The sequence below is a fragment of the Microbacterium sp. genome (assembly GCF_051860965.1).
Lineage (GTDB): Bacteria > Actinomycetota > Actinomycetes > Actinomycetales > Microbacteriaceae > Microbacterium.
Genome location: NZ_JBIMKU010000003.1, coordinates 101,671 through 123,877 on the forward strand (window position 1 = coordinate 101,671; position 22,207 = coordinate 123,877).

Below are 22,207 nucleotides of genomic sequence, written 5' to 3' on the forward strand. Positions count from 1 at the left end.
CGCCCGCTGACCGCACGGTGCTCACAGCGCCGGACCGGATCACGGCGTGTATGGTGTGCGTCGGAGAAAGGACGGCCCCCGTTGGCAGAAGGCAAGAAGCTCGTCATCGTCGAGTCCCCGACCAAGATGCGGTCGATTCAGGGCTACCTCGGCGACGGCTACGAGGTGCTGAGCTCGGTCGGTCACATCCGTGACCTCGCCGACCGCAAGTCCATCCCCGCCGAGCTCAAGAAGACGTCGGTCGGAAAGTACTCGATCGACATCGAGAACGGATTCACCCCTTTCTATGTGGAGTCAGAGCGCGGCAAGAAGACCGTGACCGAACTCAAGCGCGCGCTGAAGAACGCCGACGAGCTCCTGCTCGCCACTGATGAGGACCGCGAAGGCGAAGCCATCGCATGGCACCTGCTCGAGGCGCTCAAGCCCAAGGTGCCCGTCAAGCGCATGGTCTTCCACGAGATCACGAAGGACGCCATCCAAGCTGCCGTGCAGAACACGCGCGAGCTCGATCTCGCGCTCGTCGACGCGCAGGAGACCCGCCGCATCCTCGATCGGCTCTACGGCTGGGACGTCTCGGACGTCACGCGTCGCAAGGTCGGCCAGGGCACGTCCGCCGGGCGGGTGCAGTCCGCCGCCACGCGCATGGTCGTCGAGCGCGAACGCGAGCGCATGGCCTTCATCTCGGCCTCGTACTGGGACCTCGAAGCGCTCGCCGTCAAGAGCGACCAGGGCTTCACGACGCGCCTCGTGCGCGTCGAGGGCGCTCCGATCGCGCGCGGTACCGACTACGACGACCGCGGCCAGCTCAAGAAGGCCGTCGTCGTGCTCGACGAGGCGCGCGCCACGGCGCTCGCCCAGGCGATCGCGGCGGTGGGCGAGGCATCCGTCTCGAATCTCGAGTCCAAGCCGGGCACGCGCAGCCCCAAGCCGCCGTTCACGACCTCGACGATGCAGCAGGAGGCCGGTCGCAAGCTCTCGATGAGCGCGAAGCACGCCATGGGCGTCGCGCAGCGTCTCTACGAGAAGGGCTTCATCACCTATATGCGCACCGACTCGACCGCGCTCAGCACGCAGGCCGTGCAGGCGGCGCGTGCACAGGCGGTGGCGCTCTACGGCGACAAGGCGGTGCCGGCCAACCCGCGCACGTACCGCAACAACGCCAAGAACGCGCAGGAGGCGCACGAGGCGATCCGGCCCTCCGGCGAGGAGTTCCGCACGCCGGCATCCGTCTCGAAGGAGCTGGATCGCGACGAGCAGCGCCTCTACGACCTGATCTGGAAGCGCACGATCGCGAGCCAGATGTCCGACGCGAAGTACGAGACCACGACCGTCACCCTCGCGCTCTCGGCGGACGGCGAGAAGGTCGAGTTCACGGCATCCGGAACCGTGTACACCTTCAAGGGCTTCCTCGAGGCGTATGAAGAGGGCCGCGACGAGAAGCGCGCCGACGCCGACAAGGCCGACGACCAGTCGCTGCCGATCATGGCGGTCGGCGACGTGCTGCGTCTCAAGGATGTCGAGCCGAAGGGCCACGCGACCAGCCCCAAGCCCCGCTTCACCGAGGCCTCGCTCGTCAAGGCCCTCGAGGAGAAGGGCATCGGCCGCCCGTCGACGTTCGCGAGCATCATCGACGTGATCCTCGACCGCGGGTACGTCACGAAGCGCGGCCAGGCGCTCGTGCCGAGCTGGCTCGCGTTCTCCATCGTGCGCCTGCTCGAAGAGCACTTCGCCGATCTCGTCGACTACGACTTCACGGCCGCGCTCGAAGACGACCTCGATGCGATCGCCCGCGGCGAGCAGAAGCGCGCCGAGTGGCTGAACGAGTTCTACTTCGGCTCGGACTCCCACGTGGGGCTGCGCAACATCGTCGACAATCTGGGCGAGATCGACGCGCGCGAGCTCAACGCGACGAAGATCTCGGATGTCGCGACGCTGCGCTTCGGGCGGTACGGGCCGTACCTCGACGTCGTCGACCCGACGAACCCCGAGGCGGAGCCCCGACGGGTGAACATCCCCGACGACCTCGCGCCCGACGAACTCACCGCCGAGAAGGCGCAGGAGATCATCGACGCCCCCGTCGCGGGCAACCGTGTGCTGGGGGAGAATCCTGAGAACGGTCGGCTCATCGTCGTCAAGGACGGGCGGTTCGGTCCGTATCTCGAGGAGGAGATCCCCGAGGAGCCCCTCGGCGTCGACCCCGTGACGGGCGAGGTCATCGACGCCCCGAAGAAGCGGTCGACGAAGAAGGACGCCGCACCCAAGCCGCGCCGCGCGTCGCTGTTCAAGACCATGTCGCCCGACACGATCGACTACGACACGGCGATGCAGCTCCTCGCGCTTCCGCGCGTCGTGGGCACCGACCCCGAGTCGGGCACGGTCATCACGGCGCAGAACGGTCCCTACGGTCCGTACATCAAGAAGGGCACCGACTCGCGCACGATCGACAGCGAGCAGCTGATCTTCGACATCACGCTCGAGCAGGCGCTCGCGATCTACGCGCAGCCGAAGTACGGCGCGAACAGGCCGTCGTCGGCGCTCAAGGAGTTCGAGAACGACCCCGTGAGCGAGAAGCCGATCCGGATCAAGGACGGCCGCTTCGGCGCGTACGTCACCGACGGCACGACCAACGTCACCATCCCGCGCGGCCAGACGCCCGACGACATCACGTTCGAGATCGCCGTCCAGATGCTCGCCGACAAGCGCGCCAAGGGTCCGGCGCCCAAGCGCACCGCCGCGCGTCGCACGACGACGCGCAAGGCGCCGGCGAAGAAGTGACGCAGCCCGGTCTCTTCATCACGCTCGAGGGAGGCGACGGCGTCGGGAAGACGACGCAGTCCACCCTGCTGGAGGAGTGGCTGCGTGCGCGCGGCCGCACCGTCGTGCGCACGCGCGAGCCGGGCGGCACCGAGGTCGGCGTGCTCATCCGCGACATCGTGCTGCACCACCGGGGCGAGATCGCCGCGCGCGCCGAGGCACTCCTCTACGCGGCGGACCGCGCCCATCACATCGAGACGGTCGTGCGTCCCGCGATCGCGCGGGGCGACGTCGTCGTCCAGGACCGCTACCTCGACTCCTCGGTCGCCTATCAGGGAGCGGGTCGCGTCCTCGGGCGCGACGAGGTGCGAGACCTCTCCCTGTGGGCGACGGCGGGCCTGCTCCCCGACGTCACGGTGCTGCTCGACCTGGATCCCGCATCGGCGCGCGCGCGGCTGGATGCCGATGACAAGCCGTTCGACCGGCTCGAGGCCGAGCAGAGCGACTTCCACGCGCGGGTGCGGGCGGAGTTCCTCGCGCTCGCCGCGGCCGAGCCCGCGCGCTTCCTGGTCCTGGACGCCTCGCTGCCCGCCGCCGAGATCGCCGCGGCGATCCGCGAGCGCGTGGCCGGGCTCCTCGGCGGCGGTGACGTCGTCGGTCGCGATTAGGCTGAACGAATGGATGCCGAGGCCCTCGCCGAACGCACGCTCCCGGAGCCTTCGGGAACGCTGCCGTGGGGTGCGGTGTGGGGGCAGAGCGACGCCGTCGAGGCGCTGCGCTCCGCCGCATCCGATCCCGCAGATCTCACGCACGCCTGGCTGATCACCGGCCCTCCCGGGTCGGGTCGATCGACCCTCGCGTACGCGTTCGCCGCGGCCCTCATCGCCGAACCGGGCGACGAGCCGGCCATGCGCCAGGTGCTCGCCGGCTCGCATCCCGATCTCTCGGCGCTGCGCACCGAGGGCGTCATCATCTCCATCAAGGACGCCCGCGCCCTCGTCGAACGGTCGTACTTCTCGCCCTCGCTCGGCCGCTACCGCGTGATCGTGATGGAGGACGCCGATCGCATGTCCGAGCGCACCTCCAACGTGCTGCTCAAAGCCCTCGAAGAGCCGCCCGAGCGCACGGTCTGGGTGCTGTGCGCCCCGAGCGACGCCGACCTGCTCCCCACGATCCGCTCCCGAGTGCGCACTCTGCGCCTGCGCGACCCCGAGGTCGACGACGTCGCGCGCCTCATCGTGGAGCGCACGGGCGTCGACCCCGAGACCGCCGAGCGCTCCGCGCGGCATGCGCAGCGGCATATCGGCATGGCGCAGCGACTGGCCACGGATGCCGCCGCCCGTGAGCGTCGCGACGAGACGCTGCGCGCCGTCCTCGGCGTGCGCGGCGTCAACGGCGCGGTCGAAGTCGCCGGCCGCATCGTTCAGGTCGCGACGGATGACGCCAAGGCCCTCACCGCCGAGCGCGACGATGCCGAGCGCTCCGGTCTGCTGCGCACGCTCGGGATCGCCGAGGGCGCTGCCGTCCCACCGGCGGTGCGCGCGCAGCTGAGCGCGCTCGAAGACGAGCAGAAGCGTCGCGCGACGCGCAGCCTGCGCGACGGCATCGACCGCGTCCTCACCGATCTGCAGTCCCTCTTCCGCGACGTCCTCATGCTGCAGTTCGGGCGCGACGACGTCCTCATCAACCGTGAGCTCGACGGAGACCTCCGGGCGATCGCCTCTGCATGGTCCGTCGAGCGGACGCTCGTCGTCGTGGACCGCATCGCCGAGACCAGGCGCAACCTGGAGCAGAACGTCGCCCCCACTCTCGCCCTCGAAAGCATGCTCGTGACCGTCGCGAGCGGAAGGACCCCGTGAGCACCACCCTTTCCGCGCGTCTGCGTCGCGCCGCCGCCGTCGTGGCGGGGCTCGTCGCGGGATCCCTCGTCCTCAGCGGATGCCTCTACTCCCTCATCCCCGACGGCGGCGCGCGGCCCACATCGAGCGTCGCGCCCGACACCGAGGGCGTCGCCGAGGATCTGCTGCCGTTCTACGAGCAGGAGCTCGCATGGACCGACTGCGGCAGCGGATTCGACTGCACCACGGTGCGGGCCCCTCTCGACTGGGCGAGCCCCGATGCGGGAGAGATCGAGCTCTCGGTGGTCCGTCACCGCGCGACGGGCGGGGATGTCGTCGGCTCGCTGCTGACCAACCCCGGGGGTCCGGGGGCGAGCGGAGTCTCTCTCATCCGGGACTCGATCGACTTCGCCGTCGGCGACGCGCTCCAGGAGCGCTACGACGTCATCGGGTTCGACCCGCGCGGCGTGGGGGAGTCCACCTCCGTCACGTGTCTCGACGATGCCGAGATGGATGCCTATCTCTTCGACCTCGTGCCGGGGGCGCGGGGCTCCGACGAATGGAACGACGCGCTCCTGGCGAAGCACCGGGCGTTCGCCGACGCGTGCGACGCGAACAGCGACGGCATCCTCGCGTTCATCACGACGGACCAGGCCGCACGCGACATGGATCTTCTTCGCGGCGTCCTGGGCGACAAGAAGCTCAACTACCTCGGCTACTCCTACGGCACCTTCCTCGGCGCGACCTACGCGAAGCTCTTCCCCGAGCGCGTCGGGCGGCTGGTGCTGGATGGCGCGATCGACCCGTCGGTGTCGGGCCTCGACGTCAACGTGGTGCAGGGCATCGGCTTCGAGTCGGCGTTGCGGGCTTACATGAGCGACTGCCTGACGACGAGCGAGTGCCCGTTCCGCGGCACCGTCGACGAGGCGATGGCCGACCTCGGAGCGCTGCTCGCGAGCGTCGAGCAGCGGCCGCTCGAGGCCTCCGACGGACGGATGCTCGGCGCTGACGCCCTGCTGCAGGCGATCATCACGGCGCTCTACACGCAGGACAACTGGCCGTACCTCACGCAAGCGCTGACCGATGTGCTCAAGGGCGACCCCGAGTTCGCCTGGGTGCTCGTGGACTTCTACTACGACCGCGTCGACGGGGTCTACCAGGACAACTCGTCCGAGGCCTTCCGCGCCTACAACTGCATGGACTATCCCGTCGACACCGACGACGCCGACCTCGCGGCAGCTCAGGCGCGCCTCGCCGCCGAGGCGCCGACCGTCGCTCCGTACTGGTTCGGCCCCGACTCGTGCTCGGTGTGGCCGTACCCGGCGACGGGGGTGCGCGAGCCGATCGCGGCCGAGGGCGCCGCTCCGATCCTCGTGGTCGGCACGACGAACGACCCGGCGACACCGTACGAGTGGTCTGTGGCGCTCGCCGAGCAGCTGGACGCGGGTGTGCTCATCACGCGTGTGGGCGAGGGGCACACGGGCTTCAACAAGGGCAACGCGTGCGTCGACGACGCCGTGGAGTCCTACCTGCTCGACGGCACGGTTCCCGAGGGCGACGTGCGCTGCGAGTAGGGACGGGATGCCGCGGGCTCGTGTTCGCGAGCATCCCTCCCAGCCTGTAAGATGGTGGATCGTGCATCGCGGATGCGACGTACGCCGCCTTAGCTCAGCTGGCAGAGCGATTCACTCGTAATGAATAGGTCGTGGGTTCGATTCCCACAGGTGGCTCAGACGCAGAGGCCCGGTCTTCCGGGCCTTTGCCGTATCCCCGAGCCGCGAGGAGCGAAGTGCCCGATCACGCGATCGACGCGATCTTCGAGATCTTCACGTGGGTGGGGCTCGGAGCAGGAGCGTTCGTCGCGATCGTCGCCGTGATCGCGAAGCTCGCCGACGGCACATGGGTGCCCGCGCAGGCGGTCATCGCGGATGACCCCGACGGCCGCGTCGCGCGCTGGTTCGGTCACGAGGGTCGGGTGGGCTCGGCGAGACTCACGCACGAGCAGCACAAGGAGCTCGCCGGCCGCGAGACGGCCGACGTCTACGTGCGGCTGGGGCGCGACGACCGGATGCGGCTGACCAAGGGATCACCGCTGGTCAGGCTGCTGATGTGGCTCGCGATCGGCCTCGGTGCCGTCGGCGCGCTCGCGGCCGTGGGGTCGATCGTCATGCTCTTCGTGCGCTGACGGGCCCGGCGCTCACGCCAATCCGAGCATGCCGCCCGCGAGCCACTGCACGCCCGGCTCTCACGCCAGTCCGAGCATGCCGCCCGCGACGAGCGCGAGCGCGAGCCCGAGCCACTGAACGCGCGCGACGCGCTCGCGGAGCACGACGGCGGCGAGCAGGATCGTGCCGGCGGGGTACAGGGCCGTGAGCGCCGAGACGATCGACAGATCGCCGAGACGCAGCGCGACGAGCATGAGCGCGTTGGCCGCGGCATCCAGCACTCCGCAGACGACAGCGAACCAGAGCGCTCTCATCCGCGTGATGGCCAGCGGCACCGACACGGTCTCGATGTGCTCGAGATCGGCCCGACCCGACGGCGTGGCACCGAGGGGAGCTCCCGCGACATCCCAGACGGACGTCGCGCCACGACCGCGGCGCAGCGCGACGATCATGAGCGTGCCGACGATGAGCGTCGTCACGACGGTGCTGGTGGCGCGGCTCATCAGCAGCGGGACGATCCCGCTCTCCGCGGAGGTGTTGTCCATCACGATGAGGAACGCGCCGATCGCGAGTCCCGCGCCTACTCCCATGAGCACACCCCGAGCCTGTGGTCGGACGACCTTCTCGCCGGGGACGAAGCCCACGAGCACGACGGCGACGAGCGCGACGGCGAGCCCTGCGTAGCCGAGGGGGCGCAGGGTCTCGCCGCCGATCGTGAGTCCCCAGACTATGGGGGCGACCGCCGAGACCACGGCCGTGAGGGGCGACAGGATGCTCATCGGTCCGATCGCGAGGCATGCGTAGAGCAGCGCGATGGCGATGATGCCGAAGCCGCCGGCGAGGATGCCCCACAGAACGTCCTCGGTCGACCACACGCCGCCCATGAGGGGGAGGGCGATCGCCAGCGCCACGAGGCCCGCGAACGCCGACAGCGCCGTCACGACGATCGAGCGCAGGCGGCGCGCGGCGAGGCCGCCGAAGAAGTCGGCGGAGCCGTAGACGACGGCGCCGACCAGAGCGATCGCGGCGGAGAGCATGAGCCCAGCCTAGGGAGGGTTGGATGTCGAGAGATCGCTAGATAAGCTAGCGAAATGGCTCACCCCCACCACGTGTCGAAGGCGCCCACCCGCTGGCTGCGGATCGGCATCCCGGTCTTCCTCGTGCTGCTCTGGTTCGTCGGCGGCTCGATCGGCGGACCCTTCTTCGGCAAGGTCGACGAGGTCTCGACGAACGACCGCTCCTCGTTCCTGCCGCAGAGCGCCGACGCGACGCAGGTGTCGGAGCGACTGCCCGACTTCCTCGGCTCCGACAGCATCCCCGCCGTCGTGGTCGTCACGGGCGAGCAGAAGCTCACCGATGACGACCTCGCCGACGTCCAAGCGGTGGCCGACGACATCGCCGGTCTCGACGGAGTGCAGGACGGCGTCTCGCCGCCGATCGTGTCGGACGACGGACTCGCCGCCCAGATCTTCGTCCCGATCGACTCGTCGGGCGAGGTCGCCCAGACGGTCGACGACATCCGCGGCCTCCTCGTCGACGAACTGCCCGCGGGCCTCGAGTCGTGGGTCACGGGCCCCGCCGGCTTCACCGCCGACCTCGTGGCCGGGTTCCTCGGCATCGACGGGCTGCTTCTGGCCGTGGCGCTCATCGCCGTGTTCGTCATCCTGGTGATCGTCTACCGCTCGCCGCTTCTGCCGGTCCTCGTCCTGCTGACATCCGTCTTCGCGCTGTGCGTCGCCCTGCTCACGGTGTGGTGGCTCGCCTTCGCGGGAATCGTCGTGCTCAACGGGCAAGTGCAGGGCATCCTCTTCATCCTCGTGATCGGCGCGGCGACCGACTACGCGCTGCTGTACGTCGCCAGGTTCCGCGAGGCGGTGGCGACGGGCGCCCGCAGGTGGGACGCCACGGTCCAGGCATGGCGCGGAGCCTTCGAGCCGATCCTCGCGTCCGGCGGCACGGTCATCGCGGGTCTGCTCTGCCTTCTGCTCTCCGACCTGGCGACCAACCGCGCACTCGGGCCCATCGCTTCGATCGGCATCGCGTTCTCGGTGCTGTCGGCGCTCACGTTCCTGCCCGCGCTCCTCGCGCTCGTCGGGCGAGCGGCGTTCTGGCCGTTCATCCCGAAGCACGAGCTCGCGACGATCCCCGACGATCTGACGCAGCCCGTCAAGGGCCTCTGGCCGCGCCAGGCGCGCTTCGTCGCGCGCCACGCCCGCGTCGTGTGGATCGTCTGCACCGTCGTGCTGCTGGCGGGCGCGGTCGGCGTCACGCAGCTCAAGGCCGACGGCGTGCCGTCGAGCGATCTCGTGCTCGGCGCCTCCCAGGCGCGCGACGGCCAGGCCGTGCTCGCGGAGCACTTCCCCGCCGGCTCCGGCAGCCCCGTGTACGTCATCGTGCCGCAGGACGAGCTCGTCGACGCCGTGACGGTGCTCGACGACAGCGACGGCATCGAGTCGGTGGCGGTGGCGTCCGAGGACGCCCCGTCCGGTCAGGCGACCGTCACGATCGAAGACGGCGAGCCCGTGTTCGCCGCGCAGGGTCCGCCCGGCGCCCCTGCTCCCGAGCCCACGGTCTCCGACGGCGATGTGCTGGTCGTCGGCACGCTGACGGATGCCGCGGACTCCCTCGCCGCGGAGGACACGGTGCGCGAGCTTCGCACAGACCTCGCCTCGACCGACGCGGTCGTCGGGGGCGAGACGGCGACCGACATCGACTCGAACGACACGTCGATCCGCGATCGGACGCTCATCATCCCGGTGATCCTCCTCGTGATCCTCGTGATCCTCATGCTGCTCCTGCGATCGCTCGTGGCGCCCCTCCTGCTCATCGGCACCGTCATCCTGTCGTATCTCACGGCGCTGGGGGTGAGCGCGCTCGTCTTCGACGGACTCTTCCAGTTCCCCGGAGCCGACCCGGCCGTGCCGCTCTACGGCTTCGTCTTCCTCGTGGCGCTGGGCGTCGACTACAACATCTTCCTGATGTCGCGCGTGCGCGAGGAGTCCCTCGTCCACGGGACGCGACGAGGCATCCTCCGGGGCCTCGTCGCGACGGGAGGCGTCATCACGTCGGCCGGGCTCGTGCTGGCGGCGACGTTCGCGGCGCTCGGCGTCATCCCGATCCTGTTCCTCGCGCAGATCGCGTTCATCGTCGCCTTCGGCGTGCTGCTGGACACGTTCGTGGTGCGGTCGCTGCTCGTGCCGGCTCTGTCGTACGACATCGGGCGGGCGATCTGGTGGCCCTCGAAGCTCTGGAAACACGACGCCGGTGCAGCGCCGGTCGATGCACCCAGGTCGACCGAGCTGGTCGCCGAGGACGGGCATCCGCTGACGCGCGAGGAGTACCGGCGTACGCTCGAACCATGAGCAAGGCGCTGTTCATCGTCGACGTCCAGAACGACTTCACCGAGGGCGGAGCCCTCGGCGTGCAGGGCGGGGATGCCGTCGCGGCGGCGATCACGCGGCACCTCGAGGCGCATGCCGACGAGTACGCCGTGATCGTGGCATCCCGCGACTGGCACGACGCGCACAACGACAACGGCGGGCACTTCCACCACGAGCCGGACTTCGTCGACACGTGGCCCGTGCACTGCGTGAGCGGCACGGAGGGCGCCGAGTACGACCCGGCGCTGTCGACGGATGCCGTCACCCATCACGTCAAGAAAGGCCAGGGCGAGCCCGCGTACTCGCTGTTCGAGGGGATCACCGACGACGGCGAATCGGTCGCGCACCTGCTCGAGGAGGAGGGCGTCGTGGACGTGGATGTCGTCGGCCTCGCCACCGATCACTGCGTGCGCGCGTCGGCCCTCGACGCGATCGCGCACGGGCGCCACGTGCGGATCCTCACCGACCTCGTCGCGGGGGTCGCTCCGGAGTCGAGCGAAGCCGCGCTGGCCGAGCTCGCACACGCGGGCGCCGAACTCGTCGAGTCCGGTGCCTGAGGCGGTCGGGCCGACCGTTCGGCGCATCCGCGCGGACGAAGCGCGTGCGATCAGGAGGCTGCGCCTGGACGCCCTGCTCGACCCGGCGGCCGATGTCGCGTTCCTCGAGACCCGAGCGCAGGCCGAACAACGCGACGACGCCTTCTGGGTGGATCGCGCCGTCAGCGGGTCGGGCAGCGCGGCGGTCGCGCAGTTCGTCGCCGACGCGGGGGACCGGCTCGTCGGAACCGTGACGGTGCTGCGTCCCGATCCCGGCGCCCGGGACTATTTCGGACGGCCCAACCCCGACGGGCGCGCGCAGATGGTGGCCGTCTTCGTCACAGAGGACCACCGCGGCGCGGGTCTGCTCGGGGAGCTGTTCGCCGCCGGCGAGGAATGGGCCGCCGGTCTCGGCTCGCACGAGTTCTCGCTCGACACCCACGTGCGCAACATGCGCGCGCAGCAGGCGTATCGCAAGCTCGCCTACGAGCCGACCGGTCGTACGATCCACGGGCCGATCGGGCTCGAGATCGAGATGCTGAAGAGGATGGATGCCTCGCACAGTAGCCTGGCCACGTGACCCGGATCTCCGCCCTGACCGACGCCGACCGCGACGAGTGGCTGCCCCTGTGGCTGGCCTACCTCGAGTTCTACGAGTCCTCTCTCACGCCCGAGCAGACGGCGCTCACGTTCGAGCGGATCACGGATCCCGATCACCCGATCCACGGTGCGATCGCACGGGATGACGCGGGCCGCGCCGTCGGGTTCGTGCACTGGTTCCCGCATCCCGCCACCTGGAGCGCGGGACCGTACGTCTACCTCGAGGACCTCTTCGTGAGTCAGGATGTGCGAGGAGGGGGAGTGGGACGGGCGCTGATCGCCACCGTGACCGACTGGGCGCGGGCGGCCGCGGCATCCAAGGTCTACTGGCTCACGCAGTCCCACAACGCGACCGCGCGCACGCTCTACGACAAAGTCGCCACCGACACGGGCTTCGTGCACTACGAGATCGAACTGGACTGACTGCAACAGGAAGAGACGGCGCCCGCAAGGTGCGCCGTCTCTCGTGTGGGCCCCGTGGGGCTCGAACCCACGACCCGCGGATTAAAAGTCCGATGCTCTGCCGACTGAGCTAGAGGCCCGCGTCATCCAGCCTAATGCTGGACGCCGCGGGCCTCTGCCTGCAATCCGGTCCCGCCCCCCGGAGGGCCCGGTCGCATGCCGCTTACATCGGGGGCATGAGCACCGTGTCGATGAGGTAGACGGTCGCGTTGGCGGTCTGCACGCCACCGCAGATGACGGTCGACTCGCCGTTGATCATGATGTTGTCGCCCGAGCCGGTGACCTCGAGGTCGGCTCCGTTGACGGTCGTGTGCGTGCCGTCGATGTCATCGGGCGCGATCTGGCCGGGGATGACGTGGTACGTCAGGATCGACGAGAGCAGGGCGCTGTCGGTCTTGAGCGTCTCGATCGTGGCGGGGTCGATCTTGGCGAACGCGTCGTCGACCGGTGCGAAGACCGTGAACTCGCTGCCGTTGAGCGTGTCGACCAGGTCGACCTCGGGGTTGAGCTGGCCGCTGACGGCTGCCGTGAGCGTCGTGAGGAGCGGGTTGTTGGATGCCGCGGTCGCGACCGGGTCGAGAGCCATGCCCGCGACCGAACCGGCGCCGTCCGGCACTGCCTCGGCGTAGGCCGCGCAACCGGAGCCGACGAGGTTGGCCGCCGGGTCCATCGTCTCGGCCTCAGGGGTCTCTTCGGTCATCGGCGCTGACGACGAGTCCGACGGTGCGGCCGAGCCGCCCATGGAACAGCCGGCGAGAGCGATCATGGCTCCGATGGCGAGGGCGAGACCTGCGGACACTTTCTTCTTGCTGCTGAGCATGATTCCTCCGTGTGTAGAGAGCCCCGGGGGGTTCGCTGTGTCATCCGCCTGTGTGCGGCTTACAACAGAGGTTCGAGGCCCCGCGTAGATCGGATTGCATGGATCTGAGAAATCGTCCGCCGACGCGTGGACCGACGTCCTGCAGAAAGAGGAGTCGCGCGCGTGTGGCGGGAGCATACTCAACAGCGCGAATCGGCACGAGCCCCGGTGCGCGAAACGGGGGATTCGAGGGGAGTAGGGCATGCTTGAGGCATGGTCATCGACGGTCTTGACGTGCCCGAAGACGGCACGGAACCCGTCGATCATGCGGGTGACCTGCTCCAGCGCATCGCGGACGGCGATCAGAAGGCTTTCGCGCGGCTGTACGACCTCCTGTCGGCGCGTGTCTTCGGCCTCATCCTGCGGGTCCTCGTCGACCGGTCGCAGAGCGAAGAAGTGCTGCAGGAGGTCTTCCTCGAGATCTGGCAATCCGCCGCGCGGTTCACTCCGAATAGAGGTCAAGGGAGATCGTGGGTGTTCACGATCGCTCACCGCCGCGCGGTGGATCGTGTGAGGTCTTCGCAGGCGAGCAGCGATCGCGATGTGCGCGTCGGCTTCCGAGACCTCGATGTCGCACATGACGGCGTCGCGGAGCAGGTGGAACTGAAGATGGAGGGGAAGAAGGTCCACACGGCCCTTTCGACCCTGCCCGAGGTGCAGCGCGAAGCGCTCACTCTCGCGTATTTCGGCGGATACTCTCAAAGCGAGATCGCCGCTCTCGTGGGGGCGCCGTTGGGCACGATCAAGACCAGGATGCGGGACGGACTGTCCCGCCTTCGAGCAGAGATGGGGGTGACGACATGAACTTGGACGAGTTCGCCGAGCTCTCGGCGGGCCACGCGCTGGGCGCGCTGTCGCCCGCCGACCGTGCCGCCTTCGAGGCTGCCCGCGCGGAGCATCCCGAGTGGTCCGACATCGTCACGATGGATGCCGCGACCGTCGCGTCACTCGCAGACTCCGTCGCTCTCGTCGCGCCGCCTCTCACGATGCGCGGCACGCTGCTGTCGCAGTTGGCCTTCACTCCGCAGGATGCCGCCGAGGCTCCGGTCGCACCGATCGTCCCTCCGCTTCCTCCGCTCCCGCGAGATGTCGTGCTCGTCGAGACGCAGCCGATCGAGACGGTCGGCGACGCCGATCTCCTCGCGCCGCCGGCCGACGAGCCGCCGCACGAGCAGGGGGCGAACGTCGAGCCCGCACCGAACACCGCGATGATCCAGGCCGTATCGCGCAGCAACTGGACGCGTGGACTGCTCGGTCTCGCGGCATCCCTCGTGCTCCTCGTCACCATCGGCTTCGGCGCGGCGTCGCTCGGTCAGTGGCTCTCCCGTCCGCCGGCGGTGATCGCGCTGCAGGAGATCGAGGCGGCACCCGATGCGCTCAGCGCGTCGGCCGAGGTGACTGGCGGCGGCACCGCGACCGCGCACTGGTCCGAGTCGCTCGGCAAGGCCGTCATCGTCACGGATGGGCTTCCGTCGATCGCGACGGACAAGACCTTCGAGATGTGGTTCGTCCGCGCCGACGGAACCCCTGTGTCCGCGGGTACGTTCGACGCGCGCAGCGCGACGACCGAGCTCGACGGCGCGCTCCAGGAGGGCGACGCGATCGCGATCACGGTCGAGCCCGCGGGCGGGTCCACGAGCGGCAAGCCGTCGACCGAGCCGATCGTCGCGATCCCCACCGCCTGACCTCGTCGTCGCGCGCGTCGCGAGTAGCGTGGGAGCGTGGCATCCGGTCCCCAGTCCCCGCAGACGCTCGTGCACCTGCGACGTGCGCGCGATCTCATGGACCGCGACTACGCCGAGCCCCTCGACGTGCCGACGATGGCGGCGAAGGCGCTCATGTCGCCCGCGCACTTCTCGCGGGAGTTCAAGACCGCCTACGGCGAGACGCCCTACTCGTACCTCATGACCCGGCGCATCGAACGTGCGATGGCGCTCCTGCGCGCGGGGTCGAGTGTGACGGATGCCTGCACGGCCGTCGGCGCCACGTCGCTCGGCTCATTCAGCTCGACCTTCACCGAGATCGTGGGCGAGACGCCCAGCGCCTACCGGGCGCGCGAGCACGACGCCGCCGAGGCGATGCCCCTGTGCATCGCGAAGATCCTGACGCGTCCCACCAGGTACGTCCTGTCGCCGCGGCCGAGCGATTGAGCAGGATCCGAGAAGCGCGGATGCCGCGCCCCTCGTAGCGTGGAGGCATGTCGAACATCAGCCTCGCCTTCTGCCCCATCACGGTCGACGACGTCGACGCCGCCATCCCGTTCTACCGCGACGGCCTCGGCCTCGCGATCGTCAACGACGTCGCCTACGACGGCCACCGCTGGGTGAGCTTCGGCCTGCCCGGCCAGACCGGCGCCGCGCTCGTCATCTCGGATCCCGGCGCGGGGCGCTCGCCCGAGGACGGCGAGGCGCTCACGCGGCTCGTCGTGAAGGGTGTCGGTCCCGGTCCGTACGTCTTCTCGACCGACGACCTCGACGCGACGTTCGAGCGTCTGCGCGCGTCGGGCGCCGAGGTGCTGCAGGAGCCCATCGAGCAGGACTGGGGGCCTCGGGATGCCGCGTTCCGCGACCCGGCCGGCAACCACGTGCGCATCAACCAGGCGTAGCCTGGATCGGTGAGCGACGCGCGAAGGGACTACCACAAGCCCGTCCGCAGACCCGCGGAGGTCTTCGACCGGTTCTACGCGGGGGACGACCCCGCCGAGGTATCGCGCGTCGCGCATTCGACGGCGCAGGCCCTCCTGGCACGGGCCCGGCACGACGCGTCGGGCGCGGTCGTGGATCGACTCGTCTCGTTCACCGACGTCCACGGCATGGACGACATCGCCGAGCTCTGGTCGCGGTCTCCCGCCGTCTCGCTCCCCGGCGCGCTGTGGCGCCTCTATCTGCTGCAGCGCATGATCCATGACGACCCGCAGACCGCCGCCCTGCTGTACGAGAACGGGCGTGTGCACCTCGATTCGGTCGACCCCGTGGTCGCCGGTGCGCCCGCGCCCGCGGGTCCTGACGAGCTCGTCTCGCTGATCGACACGATCCTGCGCGGCGTGTTCGACGGCGACTTCGCGATCGCGCTCGAGCGCGCCGCCGCGTTCTGCCGGGTCGAGGCATCCGGTGCCACCCACCTCGCCGACGACTACGACCCGACGGAGCCCGAGCGCGCGTCGGCGCTGACGACACGCGCTCTGCGACTGGCGACCTACGCACGCGATCTCACGGCGTGCGCGGGCCTGTGGCGACGCGACGGGCTGACCTGAGACGCCCCGGGAAGAGAAAGTGCCGGGCCGCAGAACGCCGCGATGCTGTTGCCGGCTGCGCCGGGAGAGGCGCTCTGCGCCCCCGGAAAAGAAAGTGCCGGGCCGCAGAACGCCTCTCGGCGCGGAGCCGCTCGGAGCGGCAGAAGATGGAGCCCGGGGTTACTGCGGCCCGGCTGAACAATACTAACCGAGGCGAGCGGCGGGGCATTCCCGGATCTAGGCTCGTGTCATGACCTGGCGATTCGCGCTCGTGATCCATCCCGCCGACATCGACGATGATCGCCGCGACTTCTCGGAGACCTTCCGTACGATCGATCCGGCCGAACCGGCGCTCAGCGTAGGCGAACTCAGCACCCAGCGCGGCGACGGCATCTTCGAGTCGATCGGCGTCGTCGACGGCCACCCGCAGGAGGTCGAGGCCCACCTGGACCGGCTCGCGCACTCGGCCGAGATCTGCGACCTGCCGGCGCCGAACCGCGAGCAGTGGAGGCAGGCCGTCGCGCAGGCGTCCCAGCACGGGCAGCAGCGCGGCGAAGGCGTGATCAAGCTGATCCTGAGTCGAGGCGTCGAGCACGGCCCCGCGCCGACGGCCTGGGTGACGGCATCCGCCGCCGCCGACTTCACCCGCCCGCGGACCGAAGGCGTCCGTGTCGTGACCCTCGATCGCGGCTACGCGAGCGATGTGCCCGATCGGGCCCCGTGGCTGCTGATGGGCGCGAAGACGCTGTCCTACGCGGTGAACATGGCCGCGATCCGCGAGGCGAAGGCGCGGGGGGCGGACGACGCGATCTTCGTGACCTCCGACGGCTTCGTGCTCGAGGCGCCGACGGCATCCCTCATCTTGAGACTCGGCGACCGTTTCGTGACCCCCGCGCCCACCGGCGGCATCCTCCGCGGGACGACGCAGCAGAGCCTCTTCGATCATCTGCGCGAGGAGGGGCACGAGACCGCCGAGGAGCTCATCCCCGTCGACGTGCTCGCCCGGGCCGATGCCGCATGGCTCGTGTCCAGCGTGCGTCTGGCCGCTCCCATCACGAGGATCGACGACGCGGTCATCCCGCTCGACAGCGGGCTGACGCAGGCGTTCAACCGCTATCTGCTCACCCCGCGCGACTGACCTCAGCCGCGCGTGACGCCTGAGAGGTCGCGGCGCGAACGGTCGATCATGCGCCGCACCAGGAGCGGCAGCAGGGAGCGCAGCGGCCACGACCACGCTCGGCCGCCCTTGATGCGGCCCGTCGTCACGACGCGCACGAGTGCGCGGTCCTCGTCGACCCCGACGCCGACGCGGAGGTCGAGGCGCCGCCCGTCGAGCGTGATGAGCGCTTCGTCGCCCTCGACGCGGCCCAGGCGGAAGCGGTCGCATCGGGCGGATCTGCCCGCCGTGCGCAGCGCCACCCCGTGCACGTAGAGCAGCGCCGCGAGCCAGCGGGGGAGTGCGTCGCGCGAGAGCAGCGCGCGCGCCCATGCTGCGGGGTCGGCGGTCGCGTGCGCGGGGAGGACCCCGATCGCGACGTGCGTGAAGTCGGGATCCGTGATCTCGGCCAGGGCGAGCGACCAGAATGCGGGCTGCCGCATCGCCACCTCCTCGTGAGCTCGATCGTTTACGTACGCCGCCGTACGGTGGCGCGGAAGAGACTATACGGTAGCGTACGGACATGGCAAGACTCACGCGCGAGGACTGGGTGGATGCCGCGTACCGCCGCTTCAGCGACGACGGCATCGCCGCCGTCGCGGTCGAGCCGGTCGCGCGCTCGCTCGGCGCGACGAAGGGCTCGTTCTACTGGCACTTCGACGACCGGCGCGCTCTGGTCGACGCCGTGCTCGATCGGTGGCGGCAGCTCGAGACCGAGCAGCTCATCGACGAGGTGGACGGCATCGCCGATCCGGGGGCGAGGCTCGCGAAGCTCTTCGAGATCATCGGACACCGCTCGACGCAGCGCAGCGGCGAACGGACGCTGTACGCCGACTCCGCGGCGGTCGAGGTGCGCGAGCCCGTCTCGGCCGTGACGGAGCGTCGCGTCCAGTACCTGGGCGACCTCCTGCGCGAGTGCGGCGTGCCTCGCGCGGAGGCCGGGCGGCGTGCCGTGCTGCTCGTCTCGGCGATCGTCGGCTTCCAGCAGCTCCTGGCGAGCGGATGGCTGCCGGCGGAGCATCCCCGCTCCCTCGTCGACACCCTCTACGGCGTCGCGATGATCCCCGAAGGCGTGACCCGACCCGACCGCGCCTGAACGACGGAAGCCCCCGCGATCGCGGGGGCCTGTCGTCGCGTGCGGTTATCCGAAGCGACCCGAGACGTAGTCCTCGGTGGCCTGCACGGACGGCGTCGTGAAGATCGACTTCGTGTCGTCGTACTCGATGAGCTTGCCGGGCTTGCCGGTGCCGGCGATGTTGAAGAAGGCGGTCTTGTCGCTGACGCGCGACGCCTGCTGCATGTTGTGGGTGACGATCACGACCGTGTACTCGTTCTTGAGCTCGCCGATCAGCTCCTCGATCGCATACGTCGAGATGGGGTCCAGCGCCGAGCACGGCTCGTCCATCAGGATCACCTGGGGCGAGACGGCGATGGCGCGCGCGATGCAGAGGCGTTGCTGCTGGCCACCCGAGAGCCCCGAACCGGGCTTGTCGAGGCGATCCTTGACCTCGTTCCACAGGTTCGCGCCCTGCAGCGACTTCTCGACGAGCGCGTCGGCGTCGGACTTCGAGATGCGCTTGTTGTTGAGCTTGACGCCCGCGAGCACGTTCTCCTTGATCGACATGGTCGGGAACGGGTTCGGACGCTGGAAGACCATGCCGACCTGGCGGCGCACCAGTACGGGGTCGACGGCCGCGCCGTACAGGTCGTCGCCGTCGAGCAGCACGCTGCCCTCGACGCGCGCACCGGGGATGACCTCGTGCATGCGGTTGAGCGTGCGCAGGAAGGTGGACTTGCCGCAGCCGGACGGGCCGATGAAGGCCGTCACGCTGCGCGGCTCGATGCTCAGCGAGACGCCCTCGACGGCCAGGAAGTCGCCGTAGTAGACGTTCAGGTCGTTGACTTCGATGCTCTTGGACACGATTCCTCTGGTTCTTCTTCGGGTGAAAGCGGTGGGTGCCGGGTCAGCGGCCGAGCTTGGGCGCGAACACCTTGGCGATGAGCCGCGCGATCAGGTTGAGCAGCATGACGATGACGATGAGCGTCAGGGCGGCGGCCCATGCGCGGTCGACGTACGCCTGCGCGGGGATGCCCTGGTTCATGTACTGCGTGTAGGCGAACACGGGAAGTGTCATCATGCGGCCCTCGAAGAGGTTGTAGTTCATCGAGGTCGTGACTCCTGCGGTCAGGAGCAGAGGAGCGGTCTCGCCGATGACGCGCGAGATCGAGAGCATGACGCCCGTCGTGATGCCGGCGATGGATGTGGGCAGCACGACCTTCGCGATCGTGAGCCACTTCGGCACGCCGAGAGCGTACGACGCTTCGCGCAGCTCGTTCGGCACGAGTCGCAGCATCTCCTCCGTCGAGCGGACGACGACGGGGATCATGAGCACGGCGAGGGCGACCGAGCCCATGATGCCCATGCGGATGCCGGGCCCGAAGAAGACGACGAAGAGCGCGTAGGCGAAGAGTCCGGCGACGATCGAGGGGATGCCCGTCATGACGTCGACGAGGAACGTGATGCCTTGTGCGAGGCGCTTCCCGGCCCCGTACTCGACGAGGTAGATCGCCGTGAAGATGCCGATCGGGATCGAGATGACGGCGGCGGCGAGCGTGATCAGCAGCGTGCCCACGATCGCGTGCAGCGCTCCTCCGCCCTCGCCGACGACGTTGCGCATGGAGCTCGTGAAGAACTCGGCCGAGATGCCGGCGACACCGTTGACGATGACCGTCCAGGCGACCGAGACCAGCGGCACCATGGCGATGAGGAAGGCTGTGGCGACGATTCCCGTCACGAGCCGGTCGACGCCCTTGCGACGGCCCTCGACCATGCTCGAGATGATCGCGATCAGCACGAGGTAGCCCAGAGCGGTCACGACGAGCCAGCCGGCGACGTTGAACTCGCCACCCCCCGCGACAGCGGTGAGCGCGAAGAGGATGCCCGAGACGACGAGGGCGAGTCCGAGGACGCCCCACGTGCCCCACTTGGGCAGGTGGCCGCTCGTGAGGCGAGCCGATGGGGTCGTGAGGGACGACGGGGTCTGCGGAGGAGCTGTCGTGGTCATGTCAGTTGGCTCCCGAGAATTCCTTGCGACGGTTGACGATCCAGCGCGCACCGGCGTTGACGGCGAAGGTGACGATGAAGAGGATGAGGCCGGTCGCGATGAGGACGTTGATGTTGAGTCCGTAGGCCTCGGGGAAGCTCAGGGCGATGTTCGCGGGGATCGTGCCGGGGTTCTCGGAGGTGAACAGCTGGAACGTGATCCGTCCCGAGATCGAAAGCACCATGGCGACGGCCATCGTCTCGCCGAGGGCGCGGCCGAGGCCGAGCATCGACGCCGACACGATGCCGCTGCGCGCGAAGGGGAAGACGGCCATGCGCACCATCTCCCAGCGCGTCGCGCCGAGGGCGAGCGCGGCCTCTTCGTGGAGGACGGGGGTCTGCAGGAAGATCTCGCGGCAGATCGCTGTGATGATGGGCACGACCATGACCGCCAGGACGATCGCGGCCGTGAAGATCGTGCGGCCCGTGCTCGAGACGGTCCCTCCGAAGAGCGGGAACCAGCCCATGTAGGTGGTGAGCCACGCGTAGACCGGCTGCACAGCCGGTGCGAGGACGAGGATGCCCCACAGGCCGAAGACGACGGACGGCACGGCGGCGAGGAGGTCGACGATGTAGCCGAGACCCTGCGCGAGGCGGCGCGGCGCATAGTGCGAGATGAAGAGTGCCACGGCGATCGCGAGCGGCACCGCCATGATGAGGGCGAGGATGGATGCCCAGACCGTGCCGAACGCCAGGGGACCGACGTAGGCCCAGAAGTTCTCGGCGCTGCTGAGGATCGACGCCGTCTCACCGGTGGCCGAGAGGCCGGGGATCGACTGGACGATGAGGAAGATCGCGACGGCGGCGAGCGTCACCAGGATCATCGAGCCGGCGGCGAGCGCCGTCCCGGAGAACCAGCGGTCGCCAGCCCGGGTCTTGACCTTCGGGGTGGTCGGGGCGGTTGTCGTCGTCATGGTTCCGTTCCGCGGATGCTGGGGCTGTTCAGGAGGATGCCCGGCCCGGCGGAGTCCGCCGGGCCGGGCATCAGAGGATTACTCCGTGACGATGAGGTCGATCGCGGCGTTGACCTGCTCGCGCAGCGAGTCCGAGATCGGGGCGTTGCCGGCGGCGGCGGCCGCGGCATCCTGACCCTCGGCGCTCGCGAGGTACTGCAGGTAGCCCTTGACCACGGGGGCGACCGCAGCGTCGGCGTACTCCTTGCACGCGATCATGTAGCTCACCAGGACGATGGGGTAGACGCCCGCGGCCTCGGAGGTGCGGTCGAGCGAGATAGCGAGGTCGCCCTCTTCCCGGCCCTCTTCGAACGGCGACTCGTCGACGATCGCGGCAGCGGCCTCGGGCGAGTAAGAGACGAACTCGTCGCCGACCTGGACGGCGGCGGCCGAGAGGCCCTCCTCAGCGGCGCGCGACGCGTCGGCGTAGCCGATCGTGCCGTTGCCACCCGAGACCGAGGACACGACACCCGAGGTGCCGTTGGCGGCCTCGCCGCTCGAGAGCGGCCACACGCCGTCGGGCTCCGAGGTCCACACGTCGGGTGCGGCCTGGAACAGATAGTCGGTGAAGTTCTCGGTCGTGCCCGAGTCGTCCTGGCGGTGCACCGGCGTGACGGCGAGGTCGGGCAGCTCGACGCCCTCGTTGAGAGCCGCGATGGCCGGGTCGTTCCAGTTGGTGATGGTGCCGGCGAACAGACCCGCGATCGTGGCGGCGTCGAGGTTGAGCTCGTCGACCCCGTCGATGTTGAAGATGACCGCGATGGGCGAGATGTAGGTCGGGAGCTCGATGATGCCCGAGCCGTCGACGCACGCGTCCCAGGGCCCCGCCTCGATCTCGTCGAGCTTGAAGGCGCGGTCCGAGCCCGCGAACGAGAACGCGCCGGCCTGGAACGACTCGCGGCCCGCGCCGGAGCCGGCGGGGTCGTACGTGATCGTGACGTCGGGGTTCGCCGTCTGGAAGCCGGCGGTCCAGGCCTGGACCGCGACCTCCTGCGACGAGGCGCCGCCACCGGCGATCTCGCCGGAGAGGTCCGAGACGGGAGCGTCGGTCGAACCGCCGGTGCCGCCTTCGTTCGAGGCGCAGCCGGCGAGTGCGAGGGCCGCGATAGCGGCGACAGCGCCCACCTGGGCGATGCGGGAGATCTTCACTGTGTGAATCCTTCACGTGT

General features: G+C 69.6%; 23 protein-coding genes and 2 tRNA genes. 17 read left to right on the forward strand and 8 right to left on the reverse strand.

Annotation, left to right across the window (positions count from 1 at the left end):
• The first annotated feature begins 81 nt into the window (after window positions 1-81).
• From topA to ACTIFV_RS06375, 6 genes are all read left to right on the forward strand, one after another.
• Window positions 82-2,775 carry a type I DNA topoisomerase gene (gene topA, locus ACTIFV_RS06350; protein ID WP_439591934.1) on the forward strand — a complete coding sequence of 898 codons (2,694 nt, stop codon included), beginning with the start codon at window positions 82-84 and terminating at the stop codon, window positions 2,773-2,775.
• The gene (gene tmk, locus ACTIFV_RS06355) at window positions 2,772-3,422 is read left to right on the forward strand and encodes a dTMP kinase (RefSeq protein WP_439591935.1); all 651 of its coding nucleotides are present in this window, start codon (window positions 2,772-2,774) and stop codon (window positions 3,420-3,422) included. Before topA ends, tmk begins: the two co-directional genes overlap by 4 nt.
• 9 nt (window positions 3,423-3,431) lie before the next feature.
• Window positions 3,432-4,613: a DNA polymerase III subunit delta' gene (locus tag ACTIFV_RS06360; protein WP_439591936.1), complete on the forward strand. Its 1,182-nt coding sequence runs from the start codon at window positions 3,432-3,434 to the stop codon at window positions 4,611-4,613.
• Window positions 4,610-6,166, forward strand: a complete 1,557-nt coding sequence (locus ACTIFV_RS06365) for an alpha/beta hydrolase (protein ID WP_439591937.1) — start codon at window positions 4,610-4,612, stop codon at window positions 6,164-6,166. Before ACTIFV_RS06360 ends, ACTIFV_RS06365 begins: the two co-directional genes overlap by 4 nt.
• 83 nt (window positions 6,167-6,249) lie before the next feature.
• Window positions 6,250-6,322, forward strand: a tRNA-Thr gene (locus ACTIFV_RS06370).
• Between the two features lie 59 nt (window positions 6,323-6,381).
• A complete protein-coding gene (locus ACTIFV_RS06375) occupies window positions 6,382-6,777 on the forward strand; it encodes a hypothetical protein (protein WP_439591938.1) in 396 nt (131 codons plus the stop codon).
• Window positions 6,778-6,837: 60 nt separating this feature from the next.
• Here ACTIFV_RS06375 and ACTIFV_RS06380 read toward each other — a convergent pair whose 3' ends face one another.
• On the reverse strand, window positions 6,838-7,794 hold the full coding sequence (locus ACTIFV_RS06380) for an EamA family transporter (protein ID WP_439591939.1): 957 nt from the start codon (window positions 7,792-7,794) through the stop codon (window positions 6,838-6,840).
• Between the two features lie 54 nt (window positions 7,795-7,848).
• Here ACTIFV_RS06380 and ACTIFV_RS06385 point away from each other — a divergent pair, with 54 nt between their 5' ends.
• Genes ACTIFV_RS06385 through ACTIFV_RS06400 form a run of 4 tightly spaced genes read left to right on the forward strand, consistent with a single transcriptional unit; the run spans window position 7,849 to window position 11,696 of the window.
• Window positions 7,849-10,119: an MMPL family transporter gene (locus tag ACTIFV_RS06385; RefSeq protein WP_439591940.1), complete on the forward strand. Its 2,271-nt coding sequence runs from the start codon at window positions 7,849-7,851 to the stop codon at window positions 10,117-10,119.
• Window positions 10,116-10,694 (forward strand): isochorismatase family protein, encoded by a 579-nt coding sequence (locus ACTIFV_RS06390; RefSeq protein WP_439591941.1) that lies wholly within the window; start codon window positions 10,116-10,118, stop codon window positions 10,692-10,694. The genes ACTIFV_RS06385 and ACTIFV_RS06390 overlap by 4 nt, the downstream gene beginning before the upstream one ends.
• Entirely contained in the window at window positions 10,687-11,253 is a 567-nt protein-coding gene (locus ACTIFV_RS06395) for a GNAT family N-acetyltransferase (protein WP_439591942.1), read from the forward strand. The genes ACTIFV_RS06390 and ACTIFV_RS06395 overlap by 8 nt, the downstream gene beginning before the upstream one ends.
• Window positions 11,250-11,696, forward strand: coding sequence for a GNAT family N-acetyltransferase (locus tag ACTIFV_RS06400; RefSeq protein WP_439591943.1), 447 nt, complete (start codon window positions 11,250-11,252; stop codon window positions 11,694-11,696). Before ACTIFV_RS06395 ends, ACTIFV_RS06400 begins: the two co-directional genes overlap by 4 nt.
• A gap of 46 nt (window positions 11,697-11,742) precedes the next feature.
• Here the strand turns inward: ACTIFV_RS06400 and ACTIFV_RS06405 are convergent.
• Window positions 11,743-11,815: transfer RNA gene (locus tag ACTIFV_RS06405), tRNA-Lys, on the reverse strand.
• An 83-nt stretch (window positions 11,816-11,898) separates the two neighbouring features.
• Window positions 11,899-12,555, reverse strand: coding sequence for a fasciclin domain-containing protein (locus ACTIFV_RS06410; RefSeq protein ID WP_439591944.1), 657 nt, complete (start codon window positions 12,553-12,555; stop codon window positions 11,899-11,901).
• A 252-nt stretch (window positions 12,556-12,807) separates the two neighbouring features.
• On the opposite strand from ACTIFV_RS06410, the gene sigK reads away from it, so the two are divergent.
• From sigK to ACTIFV_RS06440, 6 genes are all read left to right on the forward strand, one after another.
• The gene (gene sigK, locus ACTIFV_RS06415) at window positions 12,808-13,398 is read left to right on the forward strand and encodes an ECF RNA polymerase sigma factor SigK (RefSeq protein WP_439591945.1); all 591 of its coding nucleotides are present in this window, start codon (window positions 12,808-12,810) and stop codon (window positions 13,396-13,398) included.
• Window positions 13,395-14,279, forward strand: a complete 885-nt coding sequence (locus ACTIFV_RS06420; protein ID WP_439591946.1) for an anti-sigma factor domain-containing protein — start codon at window positions 13,395-13,397, stop codon at window positions 14,277-14,279. Before sigK ends, ACTIFV_RS06420 begins: the two co-directional genes overlap by 4 nt.
• Window positions 14,280-14,375: 96 nt before the next feature.
• Window positions 14,376-14,744: a helix-turn-helix transcriptional regulator gene (locus tag ACTIFV_RS06425; RefSeq protein WP_439592301.1), complete on the forward strand. Its 369-nt coding sequence runs from the start codon at window positions 14,376-14,378 to the stop codon at window positions 14,742-14,744.
• A gap of 47 nt (window positions 14,745-14,791) precedes the next feature.
• Complete coding sequence (locus ACTIFV_RS06430; protein WP_439591947.1) at window positions 14,792-15,199, forward strand: VOC family protein; 408 nt, start codon at window positions 14,792-14,794, stop codon at window positions 15,197-15,199.
• A 9-nt stretch (window positions 15,200-15,208) separates the two neighbouring features.
• On the forward strand, window positions 15,209-15,847 hold the full coding sequence (locus ACTIFV_RS06435) for a DNA-directed RNA polymerase subunit beta (RefSeq protein WP_439591948.1): 639 nt from the start codon (window positions 15,209-15,211) through the stop codon (window positions 15,845-15,847).
• Window positions 15,848-16,076: 229 nt separating this feature from the next.
• Window positions 16,077-16,964 carry an aminodeoxychorismate lyase gene (locus tag ACTIFV_RS06440; protein ID WP_439591949.1) on the forward strand — a complete coding sequence of 296 codons (888 nt, stop codon included), beginning with the start codon at window positions 16,077-16,079 and terminating at the stop codon, window positions 16,962-16,964.
• 2 nt (window positions 16,965-16,966) lie between these two features.
• Here ACTIFV_RS06440 and ACTIFV_RS06445 read toward each other — a convergent pair whose 3' ends face one another.
• Window positions 16,967-17,425 (reverse strand): DUF2867 domain-containing protein, encoded by a 459-nt coding sequence (locus tag ACTIFV_RS06445; protein ID WP_439591950.1) that lies wholly within the window; start codon window positions 17,423-17,425, stop codon window positions 16,967-16,969.
• An 80-nt stretch (window positions 17,426-17,505) separates the two neighbouring features.
• Between ACTIFV_RS06445 and ACTIFV_RS06450 the strand changes: the two genes are divergently transcribed.
• On the forward strand, window positions 17,506-18,078 hold the full coding sequence (locus tag ACTIFV_RS06450) for a TetR/AcrR family transcriptional regulator (RefSeq protein WP_439591951.1): 573 nt from the start codon (window positions 17,506-17,508) through the stop codon (window positions 18,076-18,078).
• A 45-nt stretch (window positions 18,079-18,123) separates the two neighbouring features.
• Here the strand turns inward: ACTIFV_RS06450 and pstB are convergent, their stop codons facing one another.
• From pstB to ACTIFV_RS06470, 4 genes are all read right to left on the reverse strand, one after another.
• Complete coding sequence (pstB, locus tag ACTIFV_RS06455; protein ID WP_439591952.1) at window positions 18,124-18,903, reverse strand: phosphate ABC transporter ATP-binding protein PstB; 780 nt, start codon at window positions 18,901-18,903, stop codon at window positions 18,124-18,126.
• 43 nt (window positions 18,904-18,946) lie between these two features.
• Window positions 18,947-20,047, reverse strand: coding sequence for a phosphate ABC transporter permease PstA (gene pstA / locus ACTIFV_RS06460; protein ID WP_439591953.1), 1,101 nt, complete (start codon window positions 20,045-20,047; stop codon window positions 18,947-18,949).
• Window position 20,048: 1 nt separating this feature from the next.
• Window positions 20,049-20,999, reverse strand: coding sequence for a phosphate ABC transporter permease subunit PstC (gene pstC / locus ACTIFV_RS06465; RefSeq protein ID WP_439591954.1), 951 nt, complete (start codon window positions 20,997-20,999; stop codon window positions 20,049-20,051).
• Between the two features lie 78 nt (window positions 21,000-21,077).
• Window positions 21,078-22,187 carry a phosphate ABC transporter substrate-binding protein PstS gene (locus ACTIFV_RS06470; RefSeq protein WP_439591955.1) on the reverse strand — a complete coding sequence of 370 codons (1,110 nt, stop codon included), beginning with the start codon at window positions 22,185-22,187 and terminating at the stop codon, window positions 21,078-21,080.
• Window positions 22,188-22,207 lie beyond the last annotated feature (20 nt).